The organism is Methyloparacoccus sp. NF-16 (genome assembly GCF_056880625.1).
In genome coordinates this window covers 2,758,645-2,775,859 of the sequence record NZ_CP174130.1, presented here as the reverse complement: position 1 = coordinate 2,775,859, position 17,215 = coordinate 2,758,645, and the positions used below count along the sequence as shown (strand labels likewise).

Sequence of the window (17,215 nt, the reverse complement as noted above, 5' to 3'; positions counted from 1 at the left end):
CTGATCGTGATTTCAGAAGACGCGCGTACCCGGCTCGTGCCCGAATGGGCGCCACAATCCGCCGTGCTGTTGGCATGGCCCTATGCCGATGGGGATTTCAGCCCCTGGCTGACCGAGGTCGAAGCGACCTATTGCTGCATCGCCGAGGCCGTCGCGGCCCGGGAAACGCTGATCGTGGCCTGCCGATCCGCGTCGCATCGGCTGAATATCGAGGCTGCCTTGCGGGCGCGTGGGGTGGATCTCGATCGGGTCCGTTGCGTTGAACTGCCCTACAACGATGTCTGGGTGCGGGATACCGCCCCGCTCGGCGTGATGGGTTCGGCCGGCCCCCAACTGCTGGATTTCCGCTTCAATGGCTGGGGCGGCAAGTACGAGCATGCCGACGATGCCGCGCTGGCCCGTCGTCTGCACGACGCCGGTGTGCTCGGCACGACGCCGCTGCGGGCGGTGGATTTCGTCCTGGAGGGGGGCAGCGTCGAAAGCGACGGTGCCGGCACGGTGATGACCACCGCCCGCTGCCTGCTCAATCCCAACCGCAATCCGGCCTGCATGCAGGAACAGATCGCGGCCCGGCTCCGGGAATACCTGGGCGCCGATCACGTGCTGTGGTTGGAACACGGCCATGCCGAGGGCGACGATACCGATGCCCACATCGACACGCTGGCGCGCTTCTGCTCGCCCGACACCATCGCCTACACGACCTGCGATCAGCCGGACGACCCCCTGTTCGGCGAATTCGCCGCCATGGCCGAGCAGTTGGCGACCTTCAGGAATCGCCAGGGCCGGCCATACCGGCTGGTGCCGCTGCCCATGCCGCGGCCGATCCGCAGCGAGACGGGCGACCGTCTGCCCGCCACCTACGCCAACTTCCTGATCGTCAACGGCGCGGTCCTGATACCGGTCTACGGCGATCCCGCCGACGAGGTGGCGCTGGAGCGTCTGGCCGACTGCTTCCCGGATCGCGAACGGATCGCCATCGACTGCCTGCCGCTGATTCGCCAATACGGGAGCCTGCACTGCATGACCATGCAGTTTCCGGCCGCCATTGTCCCGAGCGAACGCCCATGTCATCGAAACTGACCCTTGCCTTCATCCAGCAGGCCTGCGGGGACCCTGATCCCCGGGTGAACCTCGACGTTTCCCTGCGCGGCATCCGCGAGGCGGCCGCTCGCGGGGCCAGCCTGATCCTGCTGCCCGAGTTGCATCTCGGCCCCTATTTCTGCCAGACCGAGGATACGCAGCGCTTCGACCTGGCGGAACCGATTCCGGGCCCGACCACCGATAAACTCGGAAAAGTCGCCGCCGAACTCGGAGTGGTAATCGTGGCCTCCCTGTTCGAGCGGCGGGCGCCGGGGCTTTATCACAATACGGCGGTGGTGCTGGAAAGCGATGGGTGTCTGGCGGGCAAGTATCGCAAGATGCACATTCCGGACGATCCCGGTTATTACGAAAAGTTCTACTTTACCCCCGGGGATCTGGGGTTTGCTCCGATTGCCACCTCGGTCGGCAAGCTGGGTATCCTGGTCTGCTGGGATCAGTGGTACCCGGAGGCCGCCCGTCTCATGGCGCTGGCAGGTGCCGACCTGTTGCTGTATCCGACGGCCATCGGCTGGAATCCCGACGATGACGGCGAGGAGCAGGAGCGCCAGCGGAATGCCTGGATCACGGTCCAGCGTGGCCATGCGGTTGCCAACGGGCTGCCGGTGATCGCCTGCAACCGCATTGGGCTGGAGCCCGATCCCGGTGGCCAGACCCGGGGCATCCGCTTCTGGGGCAGCAGTTTCGCAGTGGGGCCGCAGGGGGAATATCTGGCGCAGGCCGGGGTCGCTGACGAGCAGGTCTTGCTGGTCGAGATTGATCGGCAGCGCTCGGAGGACGTGCGCCGTATCTGGCCTTTCCTCAGGGATCGCCGCATCGATGCCTATGCGGCCTTGACGCGGAGGTTTATCGATTGAGCCTGCGACCGGACAGGCCGGTGCGGCCCGGCGATCGGTCGTGTGCCATGCGGTCGTGGCAGAACCGGTAATGCCGGTTCCTCGCGTTTTCGGCCCGGAGCGGGTTTCGGGGTGGATTTGCCCGGCAGATGGAATCCCGCCGTGCGCGCGGCATCCGGGGGATACGGTGGGTGCAGCGAAAGGGGGGTAACCCTGGGTCGGCCCCCCCGGTGTCGTTCCGACGATCAGATCAGATATGGAATTCGCTGATGTCGCGACCCTGGCTGAGCAGGGCCTGCAGCCAGCGCGGTTTCATGCCCCGGCCGGTCCAGGTTTGCTCGGGGTTGTGCGGGTTGCGATATTTTGCCGCCACCTTGCCGCCGCGCTTCGTGGCGGCAGGTTTGTCTCCCTCGTGGATATCGACGGTGCAGCCGATGGAGGCTGCCAGTTCCTTGATTTTCGCAATCACTTCCCGGCGCTTGCCATGCTGCTTTTCCTTGAGGGCCCGCTGGGCATTGGCAATCATGCTGGCCAGTTCGGTTTCCGATAGCGTTTCCAGGTCGATGTTCATGTGTTACCTCTGTAAATGTGGCTGTGACTGTATTTCGCTGATAAATATCCGATTTATCGGCAGCTAGTATAAACAAAAAATCCGGGTGGATAAACCCGTCGCGGCAGGCTTGTATATCTTGCTTCGGCGCCAAGCGCGGGTCCACCCCTTGGTAAGTCGTCCACACAGGCATTACGGCCCCATACCGACAACGCACAGGTTAAGTTCCATGTCCCGAGTCTTCACCCCCCTAACCCCCGGGCGTCCCGGTCACCGCATTGCCTGGACAGGACTTTCCGGATGCGGCGACGCCCTGGCCCTGGCCCAGGCCATCCAGCGGGAGGATTGCCTCTATGTGGTGGTCACCGAGGATACCCAGACGGCTGTCCGGCTTGAGCATGAGATAGGTTTTTTCCTGGGGGGTTCCGCGCCGGTATTGCACTTTCCCGACTGGGAAACCCTGCCCTACGATACCTTCTCGCCCTTGCCGGAAATCGTCTCCGAGCGCCTGAAAACCCTCGCCGAGCTCGTCCGCATCCGGCGCGGGGTATTGCTGACGCCGGTCGCCACCCTCATGCAGCGGCTGGCGCCCCGGCAGCACGTTCTGGGCAATACCTTCGTGCTCAAGCCCGGCAGCCGCCTGAGTCTGGAGGAAACCCGCCGGCGGCTGGAAAGCGTCAGTTATCACTGCGTCCAGCAGGTGCTGGAGCACGGCGAATTTGCGATACGCGGCTCGATTCTGGATTTGTTTCCCATGGGCAGCCAGGTGCCTTACCGTATCGAGCTGTTCGACGACGAGGTGGAATCCATCCGCATCTTCGATCCGGAATCGCAGCGCTCCAGCGAGCGGGTGGATGCCATCAACCTGTTTCCGGCCCGCGAGTATCCGTTCGATGAGGCCGCCATCAAGCGTTTTCGGCAGGCGTTTCGGGAGGCCTTCCCGGAAGCGTCCACCACGCATGCCCTGTATCAGGAGATCAGCAAGGGTATCGCCGGGGGGGGTACCGACTATTACCTGCCTTTGTTCGTCGAGCAAACCGAAACGCTGTTCGATTACCTGCCCTCCGACACCCATGTGGTGCTGCATGGCGCGATTGAATCCGCGGCGGAACGGTTCTTCGCCGATACCGAGGCCCGCTACCAGCTGCGACGCCAGTATCCCGATCGTCCGCCCCTGCCTCCGGCGCGGCTGTTTCTGCCGCCCTCGGCGCTCGGCGAGCATCTGGCCCGCTGCCCCGTGGTCGTGCTGTCTCCGCAGACCAGTGACGGCGCGGCTGACGAAAGCACCGATGACGGCTGCCGGGCCTTGCCCGATCTCGCCCTGAATGCGCGGCTCAAGACGCCTGCGGAGGCGTTGATCGCCTTCCTGCAGGCGCCGGGCCGGCGCACGCTGCTGACAGCCGAAACCGCCGGTCACCGCGAGGCCTTGCTGGAAACGCTGGGGCGCTACCGCATCAAGCCCAGGGTGCTCGATGGCTGGCGCCAGTTCATCGATGGGGCGGACGCGCTGGGACTGGTCGTGGCGCCCATGGATCACGGACTCTGGCTGGCCGAGCCGGATATCGCCATCATCACCGAAACCCAGCTGTCGGGTGAACGGGTCCAGCAGCGGCGCCGGCGGCGGGTGAGCGGTGGCCACAAGATCGACCAGCTGCTGCGCAACCTGGAGGAGCTGGAAATCGGTGCGCCGGTGGTGCATCAGGATCATGGGGTCGGCCGCTTCATGGGGCTGACCCGGTTGACGGTCGGCGGCATCGAGGGGGAATTCCTGACGCTGGAATACGCCCATCAGGACACCCTGTACGTGCCGGTTTCCTCCCTGCACCTGATTGGCCGCTACAGCGGCGCCAGCCCCGAAACCGCGCCCCTGCACCGGCTGGGGGGCGAGCAGTGGCAAAAGGCCCGCCGCAAGGCCCTGGAGCGCGTGCGCGACGTCGCGGCGGAGCTGCTGGATATCTATGCCAAGCGCGCCGCGCGCCAGGGGCACAGCTATTCGACGGTGACCGAGGAATACGCGAACTTCGCCGCCGGCTTCCCGTTCGAGGAAACGCCGGATCAGGAAACCGCCATTCTCGATGTCATCCGGGATTTGGCCTCGCCGCAGCCCATGGACCGGGTGGTGTGCGGCGACGTGGGCTTCGGCAAGACCGAGGTGGCCATGCGCGCCGCCTTCATCGCCGTCCAGAACGGCAGGCAGGTGGCGGTGCTGGTGCCGACCACGCTCCTGGCCCAGCAGCATTTCCAGAATTTCCGCGACCGCTATGCGGACTGGCCGATACGGGTCGAGACGCTGTCGCGCTTCGTCGGCAAGAAGCAGCAGGAAGCCGTGCTGCGGGAGGTCGCCGAGGGCCGCATCGACATCCTCATCGGCACCCACAAGATCCTGCAGAAGGATGTGGTCTTCAAGGCGCTCGGCCTGGCCATCATCGACGAGGAACAACGCTTCGGCGTGGCGCAGAAGGAGTACTTCAAGAAGCTCCGCAGCGAGCTGGACTTCCTGACCCTGACCGCGACGCCGATTCCGCGCACGCTCAACATGGCCATGTCGGGCCTGCGCGATATCTCCATCATCGCGACGCCACCGCCCAACCGGCACGCCATCAAGACCTTTGTCAGCGAGTGGGACAGCGGGCTGGTCGAGGAGGCGGTGCTGCGCGAAATCAAGCGCGGCGGGCTGGTGTATTTCCTGCACAACCAGATCGAGACCATGGAGAAGATGGCCCGCGATCTCGGCACGCTAGTGCCGCAGGCCCGCATCCGCATCGCCCACGGCCAGATGCCCGAGCGGGAGCTGGAGCAGATCATGCTGGATTTCTACCACCAGCGATTCAACCTGCTGCTGTGCACCACCATCATCGAAAGCGGCATCGACGTGCCCAGCGCCAACACCATCATCATCAATCGGGCCGACCGGCTGGGCCTGTCGCAGCTGCACCAGATTCGCGGCCGGGTAGGGCGCTCGCATCATCGCGCCTATGCCTACCTCATCGTGCCGCCGAAAAGCCTGATGACAGTCGACGCCGTCAAGCGTCTGGAGGCGATCGAGGCTTCGGGCGAACTGGGCGCCGGTTTCATGCTGTCGTCGCACGACCTGGAAATCCGCGGTGCCGGCGAACTGCTGGGCGACGAGCAGAGCGGCCAGATTCAGGAGATCGGCCTGAGCCTCTATACCGAACTGCTCGAGAGGGCCGTCAAGGCCCTGCAAGCGGGCCAGCAGCCAGCGCTGGACCTGCTGCCGCACGATGCGGGTCCGGAGATCGACCTGCAGGCGCCGGCGCTGATTCCGGAAACCTATCTGCCCGATGTCCATGCCCGGCTGGTGCTCTACAAGCGCATCGCCAATGCCCGCGGCGAGGAGGAACTGCGCGCCTTGCAGGTCGAAATGATCGACCGTTTCGGGCTGTTGCCACCCGCCGCCAAGACGCTGTTCGCCATCACCGGACTCAAGCTGCACGCCGAGCGGCTCGGCATCCGCAAGATCGAGGCGGGGCCCGGCGGCGGGCGCTTCCTGTTCGGTCCGGCTCCCGCCGTCGATCCCTTGCAGGTGATCACCCTGATCCAGTCCCAGCCGCAGACCTACAAGCTGGATGGGCAGGACAGGCTGCGCTTCGTCCAGGTCATGGACACGCCCGAGTCGCGCATCGCCTTCGTGGAAGCCCTGGTGGAGCGGCTGGCACCCGCGGCTTGAGCCGTGTCGCCGACAGCATGCAGGGTTGAACCGGAGGGCGGCTTCCCGCATAATGCCTCCTTTGGCATCCCGCTTCCGCGGGTGCCGGCCAGAGTTCAATGGCGAGTCGTGTCGGTCCCCTCGCAATGATACGCTGCAAACCCCGCCAGGCCCGGAAGGGAGCAACGGTAGCAGCGGATTCGTGTGCCGGGGTGTGGCTGGCGCGACTTGCCACCCCTCACGCGGCCTTTCCCGGCCCCTCTTCTCCCTGAACCGCGATGGCCTATCAGGCACTGGCCCGCAAGTGGCGTCCCCGTCAGTTCGGTGAAATCGTCGGTCAGGACCACGTCGTTCGCGCCTTGACCCATGCGCTGAGCTTCGAGCGCCTGCATCACGCCTATCTCTTTACCGGTACCCGCGGCGTGGGCAAGACCACCGTGGCGCGGATCCTGGCCAAGGCCATGAACTGCGAGTCCCGCGGCGCCAGCGCCGAGCCCTGCGGTCAATGCGCGGTCTGTCGCGATGTCGACGAGGGACGCTTCGTCGATCTCGTCGAGGTGGACGCGGCCTCGCGGACCAAGGTCGAGGATACCCGCGAACTGCTCGACAACGTGCTCTACGCGCCGACCCAGGGGCGCTACAAGATCTACCTCATCGACGAGGTACACATGCTCTCCACGCACAGCTTCAACGCCCTGTTGAAGACGCTGGAGGAGCCGCCGCCGCACATCAAGTTCCTGCTGGCCACCACCGATCCGCAGAAGATCCCGGTCACCGTGCTGTCGCGCTGCCTGCAGTTCAACCTCAAGCGGTTGACGCCCGAGCAGATCCGCGGCCAGCTGGAGGACATCCTGCACCGGGAGTCGGTGACGTTTGACGCCAATGCGGTCAAGTCCCTGGCGCGGGCCGCCGATGGCTCGCTGCGCGACGCCCTGAGCCTGATGGATCAGGCCATCGTGCATGGTGGCGGCAGCCTGGCCGAGGCCACCGTGGCCGCCATGCTCGGCACTGTGGCGCGGCGACCGGTATTCGAGATGCTGGATGCCATCCTGGCCCGCGATGCCGAGGCGCTGCTCGGTCTGATCGATGCCATGGATCAGCACGCGCCCGATTACGCCGATGTGCTCCAGCAACTGCTGATCATTCTCCATCACGCCGCGCTCGGCCAGTGGGTGCCGGATGCCGTGCGGCGGGACGAGGAGGCCGAGCGTCTCCTCGGCATCGCCGCCAGCGTGCCGGCCGAGGATCTGCAGCTGCTGTACCAGATCGCCCTGATCGGCCAGCGCGATCTGCCGTTGGCGCCGGAACCGCGTCTGGGCTTCGAGATGGTGCTGTTGCGCATGCTGGCCTTCCGGCCGCTGGCTGCCGCCGTTCGCTCCGCTTCCCCGGAGTCGCCCCGCAAGCCGTCGTCCGCCGCGCCCGCCAGGCCGGCCGAGGTCGCTGCTGCGCCCGCCATGCCCCAACTGGCCAAACCGGCGTCTGCGCCGCCACCGGCACCGGCATCCATGGCCGTTCCGGACGACGGCAACCCGGCAGCGTCCCGGTCGCCGCCAGCGGCTCCGCCGGCACCGCCCGGTCCCGGGGCGGCGCCGGACTGGCCGGCGCTGATCCGGGCCATGGGCCTGACGGCGATGACGCGGGAACTGGCCAACAATGCCGTGCTGCTGCGCCTCGAAGGGCAGCAGTGCGAGCTCAGCCTCGACCCCAGGTTGCAGCATCTCCGCAGCCCGCGTTCGGAAGCCGCGCTGGAAAAGGCCCTGCAGGCCCATTTCAACCGGCCGCTGCGATTGCAGATTCGCCTCGAGGCGGCGGCTGCCGAAACGCCTGCGATCCAGTTGCAGCGCGAGCGGGACGAGCGCCAGCAGGCGGCGGAGGCGGAGATCGAGCAGGACGAGAGCGTGCGTGCCTTTCGGGAACTGTTCGACGCGCGTATCGTGCCCGGCAGCACCAAACCCATTCCCTGAACGACCCACGTAACGGAGTAGACCGATCATGAAGAGTCCCCTGGCAGGCCTGATGCAGCAAGCCCAGAAAATGCAGGAAAACCTGAAGCAGGTCCAGGACGAGATTGCGGCTGCACAGATCACCGGCGAGTCGGGCGGCGGGCTGGTCAGGATCACCATGAACGGCAAGCGCCAGGTCAGCCAGGTACAGATCGATGACAGCCTGCTCCATGACGACCGCGACATGCTGGAGGATCTGGTGGCCGCCGCCTTCAACGATGCGGTCAACAAGGTCAGCCATCTCAAGCAGGAAAAGATGGCCGGCCTGACTGGCGGCATCGAGTTCCCGCCGGGATTCAAGCTGCCGTTCTGAGTCGTAACCGGAGGCGTGCCGCATGCCACCCGCCGGCGCCCTGGCGCGACTGATGCGGTCCTTGCGTTGCCTGCCGGGGGTCGGTCCCAAATCCGCCCAGCGGATGACCTTCCACCTGCTGCAACGGGATCGGGTGGGCGCGCGGCAGCTGGCCGAGTCGTTGCTGCATGCTCTCGACGCCATCGGCCACTGCGCCCAGTGCCGGACCCTCACGGAGGGCGAACTCTGCCCGCTCTGTGCCAGCCCGCGCCGCGAGCGATCGCTGCTCTGCGTCGTCGAGACGCCGGCGGAGGCGCAGGCGATCGAGCAGGCCACCGCATTCCGGGGCCTGTTTTTCGTGCTCAACGGCCGGCTGTCGCCGCTGGACGGGATCGGCCCGGCGGAGCTGCGGCTGGATCTGCTCGAGCGGCGATTGCAATCGGGCGAAATTGCCGAAATCATTCTGGCCACCAATACCACCGTCGAAGGTGAAGCCACCGCGCATTACATTCATGAAATGGCGCAGCGGCATGGCATCACCGCCACCCGTCTGGCCTACGGCATGCCGCTTGGTGGCGAGCTCGAATACGTTGACAGCGCCACTCTGTCCCATGCCTTCAATGGCCGCAAGGTTTTCTGAACCGCCTGCGGTAGATTGGCCAGCGGGCCTGTTTTCCTTGTCGACAGCGAGGTCGCGATGACGGATTGTCTCTTCTGCAAGATGGTGGCTGGCCAGATACAGCCGGATGTCGTTTACGAGGACGAGCACGTGCTGGCCTTCCGCGACATCCGCCCACAGGCCAAGGTGCATGTGCTGGTGATTCCCAAGCGGCACATTCCGACCCTGGACGATTTCCCGGCCGACGAACCGGGCCTGGCGGGGCAACTGCTCGGTGCCGTCCAGGAGGTCGCCCGGCGCGAGGGGCTCGCCGCCGGCGGTTACCGCACCGTGATCAACTGCCGCGGCGATGCCGGTCAGGAGGTCTATCACCTGCACCTGCACGTGCTTGGTGGCCGGCGCCTCACATGGCCGCCAGGCTGAAGCGGCGCTGACAGGCGTGCCGGTCCGCCGGATGGCTGCGATGGGGCGCAGTGCCAGGCATCCGCTGCCGCATCGGGTATCCATCCATAGCGTTTGCGGAGGGTGAGCCATGCCGGACAAACAGCAGCTCGCGGCCGTCGACTGCTTGGGCATCGGGGTTGCCCGCCTCGGCTTCGAGGCATTCCTGGCATGGTTCGACGCCCATACCCGGCCGGGCGGTCCCGCCGTCACGCTGGCCCTGGTGAATGCCCATACCGTCAATCTGGCCTATGCCGACCGCGGGTTCCGCGAGGTCCTCAACGGGTTTTCCCTGGTGCTCAACGACGGCGTCGGGCTGGAAATCTACGGGCACCTGGCTGGCCGCCCGTTTCTCGAGAATTTCAACGGCACGGACCTGTTTCCCCGCGTTTTCGCGCACCGCACCGCGGCGCGGGACGCATTGCGGGTGTTCCTGTTTGGTGCCAGGCCCGGCGTGGCGGCCCTGGCCGCCCGCAGCATCGAGGCCCGCTATCCCGCCGTGCGGGTGGTGGGGGTCCGCGATGGCTATTCCTCGGACCATGATCAGGCGGAACTGCTCGAGGCCATCAACGACGCCCGCCCGCACCTGCTGCTGGTTGCGCTCGGCAATCCCCTGCAGGAGCACTGGATCGCCGATCACCAAGCGCAGTTGCAGGTTGGCATCGCCTGCGGTGTCGGGGCATTGCTCGACTTCCTGAGCGAGAGCATTCCCCGCGCGCCGCGCTGGCTTCGCCGTTGCCGGCTGGAGTGGCTTTACCGCCTCTGGCTGGAGCCTCGGCGCATGATGAAGCGCTATGTGCTCGGCAATCCGCTGTTCCTGCTGCGCGCGGCAGGCTATCGGCTGTTCGGGCAGGGCGGGCGCTGAGGGCTGTGGTCAGGCGGTCCGGGGGGCTGGCCGATCACGGTGACTGGCGTCTGATCAGCCGGTGAGCCTGAGCGGGGTCGTGTGACGCCGGCATGTCCCGACGGGCCGGTTTCCGCCCGCGAGGGGCCGGCCCATCGGGTGGCAGGTCTTACTCCGCCTCGGGATTGAAATCCAGGCCAAGGGTCGTCCAGCTGTCGGGGCTGGCCTGATCCTCGCCGGTCATGCGGACCGTGCAGGCGTAGAGCTTGACCACCGGGCCCTTCCCGGGCTCGACCAGCCGCACGCTGGAGCGGATCAGGTACTGGCGGTTGCCAAGGGCCCAGGCCTCGTACTGGTCATCCAGGAATTCGACGTTGTCGGGCAGATCGCCCTTGTCCTTGACCTCCTTGCGACAATGGGCCAAGGCGTATCCTGTACGCTCGGTCTTGGCATCCAGCTTGCCAAGCGGTTCGTTTTCCTCGATCGGCTTCTCGAAGAAAACCTCTGACTTCACCACGCTCATGACCAGCGGCATGATGGCCTTCTCCTGCAGCATGTAGAGGCCACCGATGAAGAGGATCAGGTACAGCACGGAATATTTGCTGCGGATCATTTTGGTGATGAAGTCTTTCATTTGCTTGCCTTTATTCGTTATCTGGATGATCAGTGGGCAGATGGGTGGCCCGACCGCCGCGGGCGGTGGCCGGGCCGGATTCGTTAGGTTACACCGAACCGTGCGGACGCGGGCCGTCAGACCAGCGAGTTTTCCATTGGTTTCCGCCCGTCCCGAGGCCGTCGGGACAGCAGGATGAGCAGTCGGGAGACACAGACATGACGGATGCCAGAAAACTGGTCGTGGCCATTTCCTCCCGGGCCCTGTTCGACCTGGACGAATCCCACCGCATTTTCGAGGAAGGCGGCAAGGAAGCCTTCTGTCGCTATCAGATCGAGCACGAGGAGGAAACCCTCGCGCCCGGGGTCGCCTTTACCCTGGTCAGGAAACTGCTGGCGATCAACGATACCCTGCGCCAGCCGACCGTCGAGGTGATCCTGCTGTCGCGCAACAGCGCCGATACCGGATTGCGGGTGTTCAATTCCATTCGCCATCATGGACTCGACATCGTCCGCGCCGCCTTCACCAGCGGGGCATCGCCGTTCGGCTACATCGCCGCCTTCGGGGCTGACCTGTTCCTCTCGAGCAACGCCGAGGATGTGAAAAAGGCCCTGGCGGCGGGGCATGCCGCCGCCACCATCCTGGCTTCGGCCAAGCCGGCCACGGATTCCGGCCAGCTGCGCATCGCCTTCGACGGCGATGCCGTGCTGTTCTCCGACGAGTCGGAGCGCATCTACCGGGAGCAGGGCCTCGAAGCCTTTGCCGAGTACGAGGCCGCCGAGGCGCGCAAGCCGCTGTCCGGCGGTCCGTTCAAGGCCTTCCTGGCGACCCTGCACCATGTGCAGACCCTGTTCGACGCCGACGAGTCGCCGATCCGCACGGCGCTGGTCACGGCCCGGGCGGCGCCGGCGCACGAGCGGGTGGTCAGAACCCTCAGGGCCTGGAACATCCGCATCGACGAGGCGCTGTTCCTCGGTGGCAAGGCCAAGGGTCCTTTCCTCAGCGCCTTCGGCGCCGACATCTTCTTCGACGACCAGCAGGGCCATTGCGATTCCGCCAGCCAGCACGTCGCCACCGGCCATGTTCCGCATGGCGTGGCCAACCTCGACACGCCCCCGGCGTGAGGGCGGGGCGCCCGCTCCGGGGAGGGGCCAGCGCCGCTGCCGACCCGTGCTACCATTCCCGCCCGCGCGAGGCCAGCGGCCGAGCATGCCAGAAAACCGTACCAGGACCGGAGTCGTAGCGGCTGCGGTCGTGGGCAAAGCCAGACAAATCCAGGTCTCCAAGCCGCCATGATCCTGATGATCGACAACTACGATTCCTTCACCTACAACCTCGTGCAGTATTTTGCCGAGCTGGGGGCCGAGGTGGAGGTGGTGCGCAACGACCAGATCGCCGTCGAGGACATCGCCCGGCTCGATCCCCAGAAGATCGTGATCTCGCCGGGTCCCTGCACGCCCAAGGAGGCGGGCATCTCGGTGGAAACCATCCGTCGCTATGCCGGCCGCTACCCGATCCTCGGGGTATGCCTGGGGCACCAGAGCATCGGCTATGCCTTCGGCGGCAACATCATCCACGCCAAGCGGATCATGCACGGCAAGACCTCGATGGTGTACCACCGCGACACGGGTGTGTTTCACGGCCTCAACAACCCGTTCCAGGCCACCCGCTACCACTCGCTGGTCATCGAGCAGCAAAGCCTGCCGGCGTGTCTGGAGATCACCGCCTGGACCGAGGACAGGGATGGCGGCATCGAGGAGATCATGGGCGTCCGCCACCGGACCCTGGATGTCGAGGGCGTGCAGTTTCACCCCGAGTCCATCCTGACCGAGCAGGGTCACGAACTGCTCGCCAACTTCCTGCGCCGGTGAGGGCCGGGGACGGCGCGGCGTCCGCCCTGCCTGCCGTCCGACGCCGCCACTGACGGCCACTGCCCATGTTGCCCAGCGTCCAGGCCTACCGCGGCATTGCGGTCCTGCTGGTGGTGCTGTTCCACTCCAGCGAGTTCATCAAGCGAAAGCTCGGTGAGGCGCCGTTCGGCGACGTCTTTCTTACCGGTTTCTCCGGCGTCTTCCTGTTCTTTGTCCTCAGCGGCTTCATCATCCTGATCGCCCATGCACGCGATATCGGCCGGCCCGGCCGCATCGGCTATTACCTGTCGCGCCGTTTCATCCGCATCTATCCCCTGTACTGGCTGGTCCTCTTGTCGTGGGGCGGCTGGCGGGTGTTTACCGGTGGCCTGGCCGTGCCGGAGTTCCTGTCGAACGCCTGGCTGTTCAGCGGGCGGCCGACACCGCTGATTGCCGTCAGCTGGACGCTGGCCTACGAGATGCTTTTCTATGCGCTGTTCGCGGCGTTTCTGCTGCGCCGCAGCTGGGGCTTGCTGGTTTTTGCCGGCTGGCTGGCGCTGTTGCTGCCGGGAACCGCGATCATCCCCGGTCCCTGGGCGGATCCGTTGAACCTGCTGTTCTTCATGGGCATGGCCGCCGGCGTGGTGCACCTCAAGGCCAGCGTCTGGGATCCCGCCAGGCGGAACCGGATTGGCCTGGCCTGCCTCACCCTCGGCGCGACCGGTTTCGTGGCCACCGGACGGATCTACGCGTGGCTAGGCCTGCCGTCCGATGCCTGGCCGGCGCACCCCCTGACACTGCTGGGTTTCGGATTTTCCAGCGCGCTGATGCTGGCAGCCTGCATGGCCCCGGAGCTCAACCGCCTGCTGGCTCGCCGGCGCCTCTGGCTGCTGGTCGGCAATGCCTCCTATGCGATCTATCTGGTGCATCTGTCGTTCGGCAAGCTGGCCTGGAGCCTGTCCCGGCCCTTGCAGCCGCTGTGGTCGGAACTGCCGGCTGTCTGGGCGGCCAATCTGCTGACCGTCTGGCTGGCAGGCCTGTCGGTGTTGGCAGGGATACTGGTCCACCTTATGATTGAGGCACCGCTGCTCGACGCTCTGCGCGGTCTGCTGGCACGCAAATGGGCCCGCCAGCCGGCTGCTGCCGTGTCGGGTTAACTCCCGCTGCGACCCGTCCAATCCCATGACCGACCTGGAACTGTTTCAAGCCTTCGTGGCACCGGCGATCTTCATTTCCGGCGCCGGCCTGCTGGTGCTGTCGATCAATACCCGCCTGATGGGCATCGTCACCCGCCTGCGAGCCTTCCACAAGGACAAGCATGTCGCCATCAAGACCGGCAACCGGCTGGAGGCGCGGGTGTTGCAGTCGCAGATCGAGTCGATCGAGATACGCGCCGCCAAGATGCGCAACGCCTTCATCTTCACGCTGGTCGGCGTCATGGGCGTCATGGTCACCTGCCTGGTGTTGGGGCTCAGCCTGTATGTGGCGAACGCGCTGATCGTGGCCGTGCTGCTCTTCGTGCTATCGGTGCTGTCGATGCTGATCGGCATGTTCCACTACCTGTCGGAAGTCATGATTGGCCTGGATTCCGTGCAGGAGGAGGAAAAGCTGTACCAGCTTCTCGACAGCGATCCCGCCCTTTCCGAGTGACCCTTGGCACCTTTCCCGCTCAGCCCGCTGCTCTCACGATGAAGATTTCCTCCGCCATCAACCATCTCCTCGACGGCCAGGATCTCGCGCCCGCTGCCATGCGCGAGCTCATGCGCGGCATCATGACCGGGCAGGCGACCCCGGCCCAGATCGGCGGTTTCCTGGTCGCGCTGCGGGCCAAGGGCGAGACGGTCGACGAAGTGGTCGCCGCGGCGCAGGTCCTGCGCGAGATGGCCACCCGGGTGCCGGTGCACGGCGAGCATCTGGTCGACACCTGCGGCACCGGCGGTGACGGTGCCCATACCTTCAACATCAGCACCGCGTCCGCCTTCGTCGCGGCGGCGGCCGGCGCCCGGGTCGCCAAGCATGGCAACCGTTCGGTCTCCAGCAAGTCCGGCAGCGCCGACGTGCTGGCGGCGGCGGGACTCAACCTGTCCCTGACGCCCGCGCAGGTGAAGGACTGCATCGAGCAGGTCGGGCTCGGCTTTCTCTTCGCCCAGAACCATCACGTCGCCATGCAGCACGCCATCGGGCCGCGCCGCGAGCTGGGCATCCGGACCATCTTCAATCTCCTGGGGCCGCTGACCAACCCCGCCTCGGCACCTTGCCAGGTCGTCGGCGTCTACAGCGAGCAGTGGCTGGAGCCGCTGGCCGAGGCCCTGCAGCAGCTCGGCAGCCGCCATGTGCTGGTGGTGCATGCCGAGGACGGCCTGGACGAGATCAGCATCGGCGCGCCGACCCGGGTGGCCGAGCTCCGCGACGGCCGCATCGACGTGCGCCAGTTGACGCCCGAACAGTTCGGCCTGACCCGCGAGCCGCTCAGCTGGCTGGCGGTGGACTCGGCCGAGGAGAGCCTGGCGATGATCCATGGCGTCCTGGCCGGCGGCATCGGTCCCGCCCGCGATATCGTGCTGCTCAACGCCGGCGCGGCCATCTACGTGTCCGGTATCGCCGCCAGCCTGGAGGAGGGCGTCGCCAGGGCCGCCGGAGCCATCGATGCCGGCACCGCCCGCCGCAAGCTCGACCAGCTGATCGACTTTGCCCGCCAATTCGAACCATCCCGCTGAATCCATCCGCCCGCACACCTTCTCACGCAAAGACGCATGCAGACTTCCACGCCGGACATCCTGAAGAAGATTCTCCACCGCAAGACCGAGGAGGTCGCCGAGCGCATGGCGCAGACCTCCTACGAGGACCAGCTGCGGCGTGCCGCCATGGCCGATTCGCCCCGCGGCTTCGTGCGCGCCCTGCGCGAGAGGATCGCGGCGGGCCAGCCGGGCGTGATTGCCGAAATCAAGAAGGCCTCGCCCAGCAAGGGCGTCATGCGGCCCGATTTCCGGCCGGCGGCGATCGCCGAGAGCTACGCGGCCCATGGCGCCGCCTGTCTGTCGGTGCTGACCGACCGGGATTTCTTCCAGGGCTGCGAGCGCTACCTGAAGGAGGCCCGTGCCGCCTGTGAGCTGCCCGTCATCCGCAAGGATTTCATCGTCGACCCCTATCAGGTCGCCGAGGCCCGGGCGATCGGCGCCGACTGCATCCTGCTGATCGCCGCCGCTCTCGACGACGCCGGTCTCCGGCAATTGTCGGACCTGGCCGGCGAGCTGGGCATGGATGTCCTGGTGGAGGTGCACGACGCCGGGGAACTGGCGCGCGCGCTGACGCTGGACCTGCCCCTGATCGGCATCAACAATCGCAATCTCCGCACCTTCGAAGTCAGCCTCGCGACGACCCTGGACCTCCTGCCCGGCATACCCGCCGACCGCCTGGTGGTGACCGAAAGCGGCATCCTCGCGCCGGCCGATGTCGCCCTGATGCGGCGCCACCGGGTCGACGCCTTCCTGGTCGGCGAGAGCTTCATGCGCGCCGAGGACCCGGGCGCCCGGCTGGCCGAGCTGTTCGGATTGCCGGGTCGCTGAGTCCCGGGGGAGACGGTCCATGGTCCCGGCGCTGGAGGACATCGTCCCGCTGGTGAAAGCGGTGGCGCGCGAGGAACTGATGCCGCGCTTCCGCCACGCGGAGCGCCGCTACAAGCCCGACGGCAGCATCGTGACCGAGGCCGACCTGGCGGCCCAGGCCCGGCTCGGCCGGCTGCTGGCGGAGCGCCATCCCGCCATCCCGTTGCTGGGCGAGGAGATGGCGCCTGCCGCGCAGCGGGCCTTCCTGGACAGGCATCCGGATCTTTATTGGTGCCTGGACCCGGTCGACGGAACCAGCAACTTCGCCGCGGGGCTGCCGTTCTTTTCCCTGTCGCTGGCCCTCATGCGCGGCCATGAGGCGCAGTTCGGCGTGGTCTACGATCCCAACACCGACGAATGCTACAGCGCCGTGCGCGGGCAGGGCGCTTGGCTCAACGGCCGCCGCCTTGACTGTCCGTCTGCCGCCCTGCCGCTGCGCCGCTGCCTGGCGATGGTCGACTTCAAGCGTCTCGGCAAGCCGCTGGCCATGGCGCTGGTCGCGCGGCCGCCGTTCAGCTCGCTGCGCTATACCGGCTCCGGCTCGCTGGAGTGGTGCTGGCTGGCGGCGGGGCGTTTCCACGTCTATCTCCACGGCGAGCAGAAGCTCTGGGACTATGCCGCCGGCGCGCTGATTCTCGCCGAGGCGGGCGGGATCGCCGCCACGCTGGCAGGCGAGCCGGTCTATGCGCCGGGCGCCCTGTCGCGTTCCATCGTCGCGGCAGTGGCTGCGCCCTTGTTCGAGGACTGGCGCCAGGCCATCGCCGAGCGGCTGGCGGCCTGAGCCCGGCGGATGCCGC

General features: G+C 66.5%; 17 protein-coding genes and 1 other RNA gene. 16 read left to right on the top strand and 2 right to left on the bottom strand.

Annotation, left to right across the window (positions count from 1 at the left end):
- The first annotated feature begins 6 nt into the window (after positions 1 to 6).
- Both ACH5N8_RS13115 and ACH5N8_RS13110 read left to right on the top strand, forming a co-directional pair.
- Positions 7 to 1,080, top strand: coding sequence for an agmatine deiminase family protein (locus ACH5N8_RS13115; RefSeq protein WP_483281637.1), 1,074 nt, complete (start codon positions 7 to 9; stop codon positions 1,078 to 1,080).
- Positions 1,065 to 1,955: a carbon-nitrogen hydrolase gene (locus tag ACH5N8_RS13110; RefSeq protein ID WP_483281636.1), complete on the top strand. Its 891-nt coding sequence runs from the start codon at positions 1,065 to 1,067 to the stop codon at positions 1,953 to 1,955. Before ACH5N8_RS13115 ends, ACH5N8_RS13110 begins: the two co-directional genes overlap by 16 nt.
- 229 nt (positions 1,956 to 2,184) lie before the next feature.
- Here ACH5N8_RS13110 and ACH5N8_RS13105 read toward each other — a convergent pair whose 3' ends face one another.
- Positions 2,185 to 2,505 (bottom strand): H-NS histone family protein, encoded by a 321-nt coding sequence (locus ACH5N8_RS13105; protein WP_483281635.1) that lies wholly within the window; start codon positions 2,503 to 2,505, stop codon positions 2,185 to 2,187.
- A gap of 208 nt (positions 2,506 to 2,713) precedes the next feature.
- Here ACH5N8_RS13105 and mfd point away from each other — a divergent pair, with 208 nt between their 5' ends.
- The 7 genes from mfd to ACH5N8_RS13070 all read left to right on the top strand — a co-directional run bounded on the left by mfd (position 2,714) and on the right by ACH5N8_RS13070 (position 10,371).
- Positions 2,714 to 6,172 carry a transcription-repair coupling factor gene (gene mfd, locus ACH5N8_RS13100; protein ID WP_483281634.1) on the top strand — a complete coding sequence of 1,153 codons (3,459 nt, stop codon included), beginning with the start codon at positions 2,714 to 2,716 and terminating at the stop codon, positions 6,170 to 6,172.
- A gap of 109 nt (positions 6,173 to 6,281) precedes the next feature.
- Positions 6,282 to 6,378: signal recognition particle sRNA small type (ffs, locus tag ACH5N8_RS13095), an RNA gene on the top strand.
- Between the two features lie 51 nt (positions 6,379 to 6,429).
- Positions 6,430 to 8,115: a DNA polymerase III subunit gamma/tau gene (gene dnaX / locus ACH5N8_RS13090; protein ID WP_483281633.1), complete on the top strand. Its 1,686-nt coding sequence runs from the start codon at positions 6,430 to 6,432 to the stop codon at positions 8,113 to 8,115.
- Between the two features lie 28 nt (positions 8,116 to 8,143).
- On the top strand, positions 8,144 to 8,467 hold the full coding sequence (locus ACH5N8_RS13085) for a YbaB/EbfC family nucleoid-associated protein (RefSeq protein ID WP_460026787.1): 324 nt from the start codon (positions 8,144 to 8,146) through the stop codon (positions 8,465 to 8,467).
- Positions 8,468 to 8,489: 22 nt separating this feature from the next.
- On the top strand, positions 8,490 to 9,086 hold the full coding sequence (gene recR / locus ACH5N8_RS13080; protein ID WP_483281632.1) for a recombination mediator RecR: 597 nt from the start codon (positions 8,490 to 8,492) through the stop codon (positions 9,084 to 9,086).
- Between the two features lie 57 nt (positions 9,087 to 9,143).
- Positions 9,144 to 9,488 (top strand): histidine triad nucleotide-binding protein, encoded by a 345-nt coding sequence (locus ACH5N8_RS13075; RefSeq protein ID WP_483281631.1) that lies wholly within the window; start codon positions 9,144 to 9,146, stop codon positions 9,486 to 9,488.
- 109 nt (positions 9,489 to 9,597) lie between these two features.
- A complete protein-coding gene (locus ACH5N8_RS13070) occupies positions 9,598 to 10,371 on the top strand; it encodes a WecB/TagA/CpsF family glycosyltransferase (protein WP_483281630.1) in 774 nt (257 codons plus the stop codon).
- A gap of 148 nt (positions 10,372 to 10,519) precedes the next feature.
- Here the strand turns inward: ACH5N8_RS13070 and ACH5N8_RS13065 are convergent, their stop codons facing one another.
- Positions 10,520 to 10,984 (bottom strand): hypothetical protein, encoded by a 465-nt coding sequence (locus ACH5N8_RS13065; RefSeq protein ID WP_483281629.1) that lies wholly within the window; start codon positions 10,982 to 10,984, stop codon positions 10,520 to 10,522.
- Between the two features lie 197 nt (positions 10,985 to 11,181).
- Here ACH5N8_RS13065 and ACH5N8_RS13060 point away from each other — a divergent pair, with 197 nt between their 5' ends.
- The 7 genes from ACH5N8_RS13060 (at position 11,182) to ACH5N8_RS13030 (ending at position 17,199) form a co-directional block, all read left to right on the top strand.
- Positions 11,182 to 12,087, top strand: a complete 906-nt coding sequence (locus tag ACH5N8_RS13060) for a 5'-nucleotidase (RefSeq protein WP_483281628.1) — start codon at positions 11,182 to 11,184, stop codon at positions 12,085 to 12,087.
- 168 nt (positions 12,088 to 12,255) lie between these two features.
- The gene (locus ACH5N8_RS13055; RefSeq protein ID WP_460026793.1) at positions 12,256 to 12,834 is read left to right on the top strand and encodes an anthranilate synthase component II; all 579 of its coding nucleotides are present in this window, start codon (positions 12,256 to 12,258) and stop codon (positions 12,832 to 12,834) included.
- Positions 12,835 to 12,899: 65 nt separating this feature from the next.
- The gene (locus ACH5N8_RS13050; protein WP_483281627.1) at positions 12,900 to 13,970 is read left to right on the top strand and encodes an acyltransferase family protein; all 1,071 of its coding nucleotides are present in this window, start codon (positions 12,900 to 12,902) and stop codon (positions 13,968 to 13,970) included.
- A 25-nt stretch (positions 13,971 to 13,995) separates the two neighbouring features.
- Positions 13,996 to 14,463 (top strand): DUF2721 domain-containing protein, encoded by a 468-nt coding sequence (locus ACH5N8_RS13045; protein ID WP_460026795.1) that lies wholly within the window; start codon positions 13,996 to 13,998, stop codon positions 14,461 to 14,463.
- 38 nt (positions 14,464 to 14,501) lie between these two features.
- Complete coding sequence (gene trpD, locus ACH5N8_RS13040; protein ID WP_483281626.1) at positions 14,502 to 15,530, top strand: anthranilate phosphoribosyltransferase; 1,029 nt, start codon at positions 14,502 to 14,504, stop codon at positions 15,528 to 15,530.
- A gap of 36 nt (positions 15,531 to 15,566) precedes the next feature.
- Complete coding sequence (trpC, locus tag ACH5N8_RS13035; protein WP_483281625.1) at positions 15,567 to 16,379, top strand: indole-3-glycerol phosphate synthase TrpC; 813 nt, start codon at positions 15,567 to 15,569, stop codon at positions 16,377 to 16,379.
- A gap of 19 nt (positions 16,380 to 16,398) precedes the next feature.
- On the top strand, positions 16,399 to 17,199 hold the full coding sequence (locus ACH5N8_RS13030) for an inositol monophosphatase family protein (protein ID WP_483281624.1): 801 nt from the start codon (positions 16,399 to 16,401) through the stop codon (positions 17,197 to 17,199).
- Positions 17,200 to 17,215: the final 16 nt, after the last annotated feature.

Coding starts and splice junctions, on each gene's coding strand:
- ACH5N8_RS13110 (WP_483281636.1), top strand. CDS start 1,065: ATGTCATCGAAACTGACCCTTGCCTTCATCCAGCAGGCCTGCGGGGAC.
- ACH5N8_RS13105 (WP_483281635.1), bottom strand. CDS start 2,505: ATGAACATCGACCTGGAAACGCTATCGGAAACCGAACTGGCCAGCATG.
- mfd (WP_483281634.1), top strand. CDS start 2,714: ATGTCCCGAGTCTTCACCCCCCTAACCCCCGGGCGTCCCGGTCACCGC.
- dnaX (WP_483281633.1), top strand. CDS start 6,430: ATGGCCTATCAGGCACTGGCCCGCAAGTGGCGTCCCCGTCAGTTCGGT.
- ACH5N8_RS13085 (WP_460026787.1), top strand. CDS start 8,144: ATGAAGAGTCCCCTGGCAGGCCTGATGCAGCAAGCCCAGAAAATGCAG.
- recR (WP_483281632.1), top strand. CDS start 8,490: ATGCCACCCGCCGGCGCCCTGGCGCGACTGATGCGGTCCTTGCGTTGC.
- ACH5N8_RS13075 (WP_483281631.1), top strand. CDS start 9,144: ATGACGGATTGTCTCTTCTGCAAGATGGTGGCTGGCCAGATACAGCCG.
- ACH5N8_RS13070 (WP_483281630.1), top strand. CDS start 9,598: ATGCCGGACAAACAGCAGCTCGCGGCCGTCGACTGCTTGGGCATCGGG.
- ACH5N8_RS13065 (WP_483281629.1), bottom strand. CDS start 10,984: ATGAAAGACTTCATCACCAAAATGATCCGCAGCAAATATTCCGTGCTG.
- ACH5N8_RS13060 (WP_483281628.1), top strand. CDS start 11,182: ATGACGGATGCCAGAAAACTGGTCGTGGCCATTTCCTCCCGGGCCCTG.
- ACH5N8_RS13055 (WP_460026793.1), top strand. CDS start 12,256: ATGATCCTGATGATCGACAACTACGATTCCTTCACCTACAACCTCGTG.
- ACH5N8_RS13050 (WP_483281627.1), top strand. CDS start 12,900: ATGTTGCCCAGCGTCCAGGCCTACCGCGGCATTGCGGTCCTGCTGGTG.
- ACH5N8_RS13045 (WP_460026795.1), top strand. CDS start 13,996: ATGACCGACCTGGAACTGTTTCAAGCCTTCGTGGCACCGGCGATCTTC.
- trpD (WP_483281626.1), top strand. CDS start 14,502: ATGAAGATTTCCTCCGCCATCAACCATCTCCTCGACGGCCAGGATCTC.
- trpC (WP_483281625.1), top strand. CDS start 15,567: ATGCAGACTTCCACGCCGGACATCCTGAAGAAGATTCTCCACCGCAAG.
- ACH5N8_RS13030 (WP_483281624.1), top strand. CDS start 16,399: ATGGTCCCGGCGCTGGAGGACATCGTCCCGCTGGTGAAAGCGGTGGCG.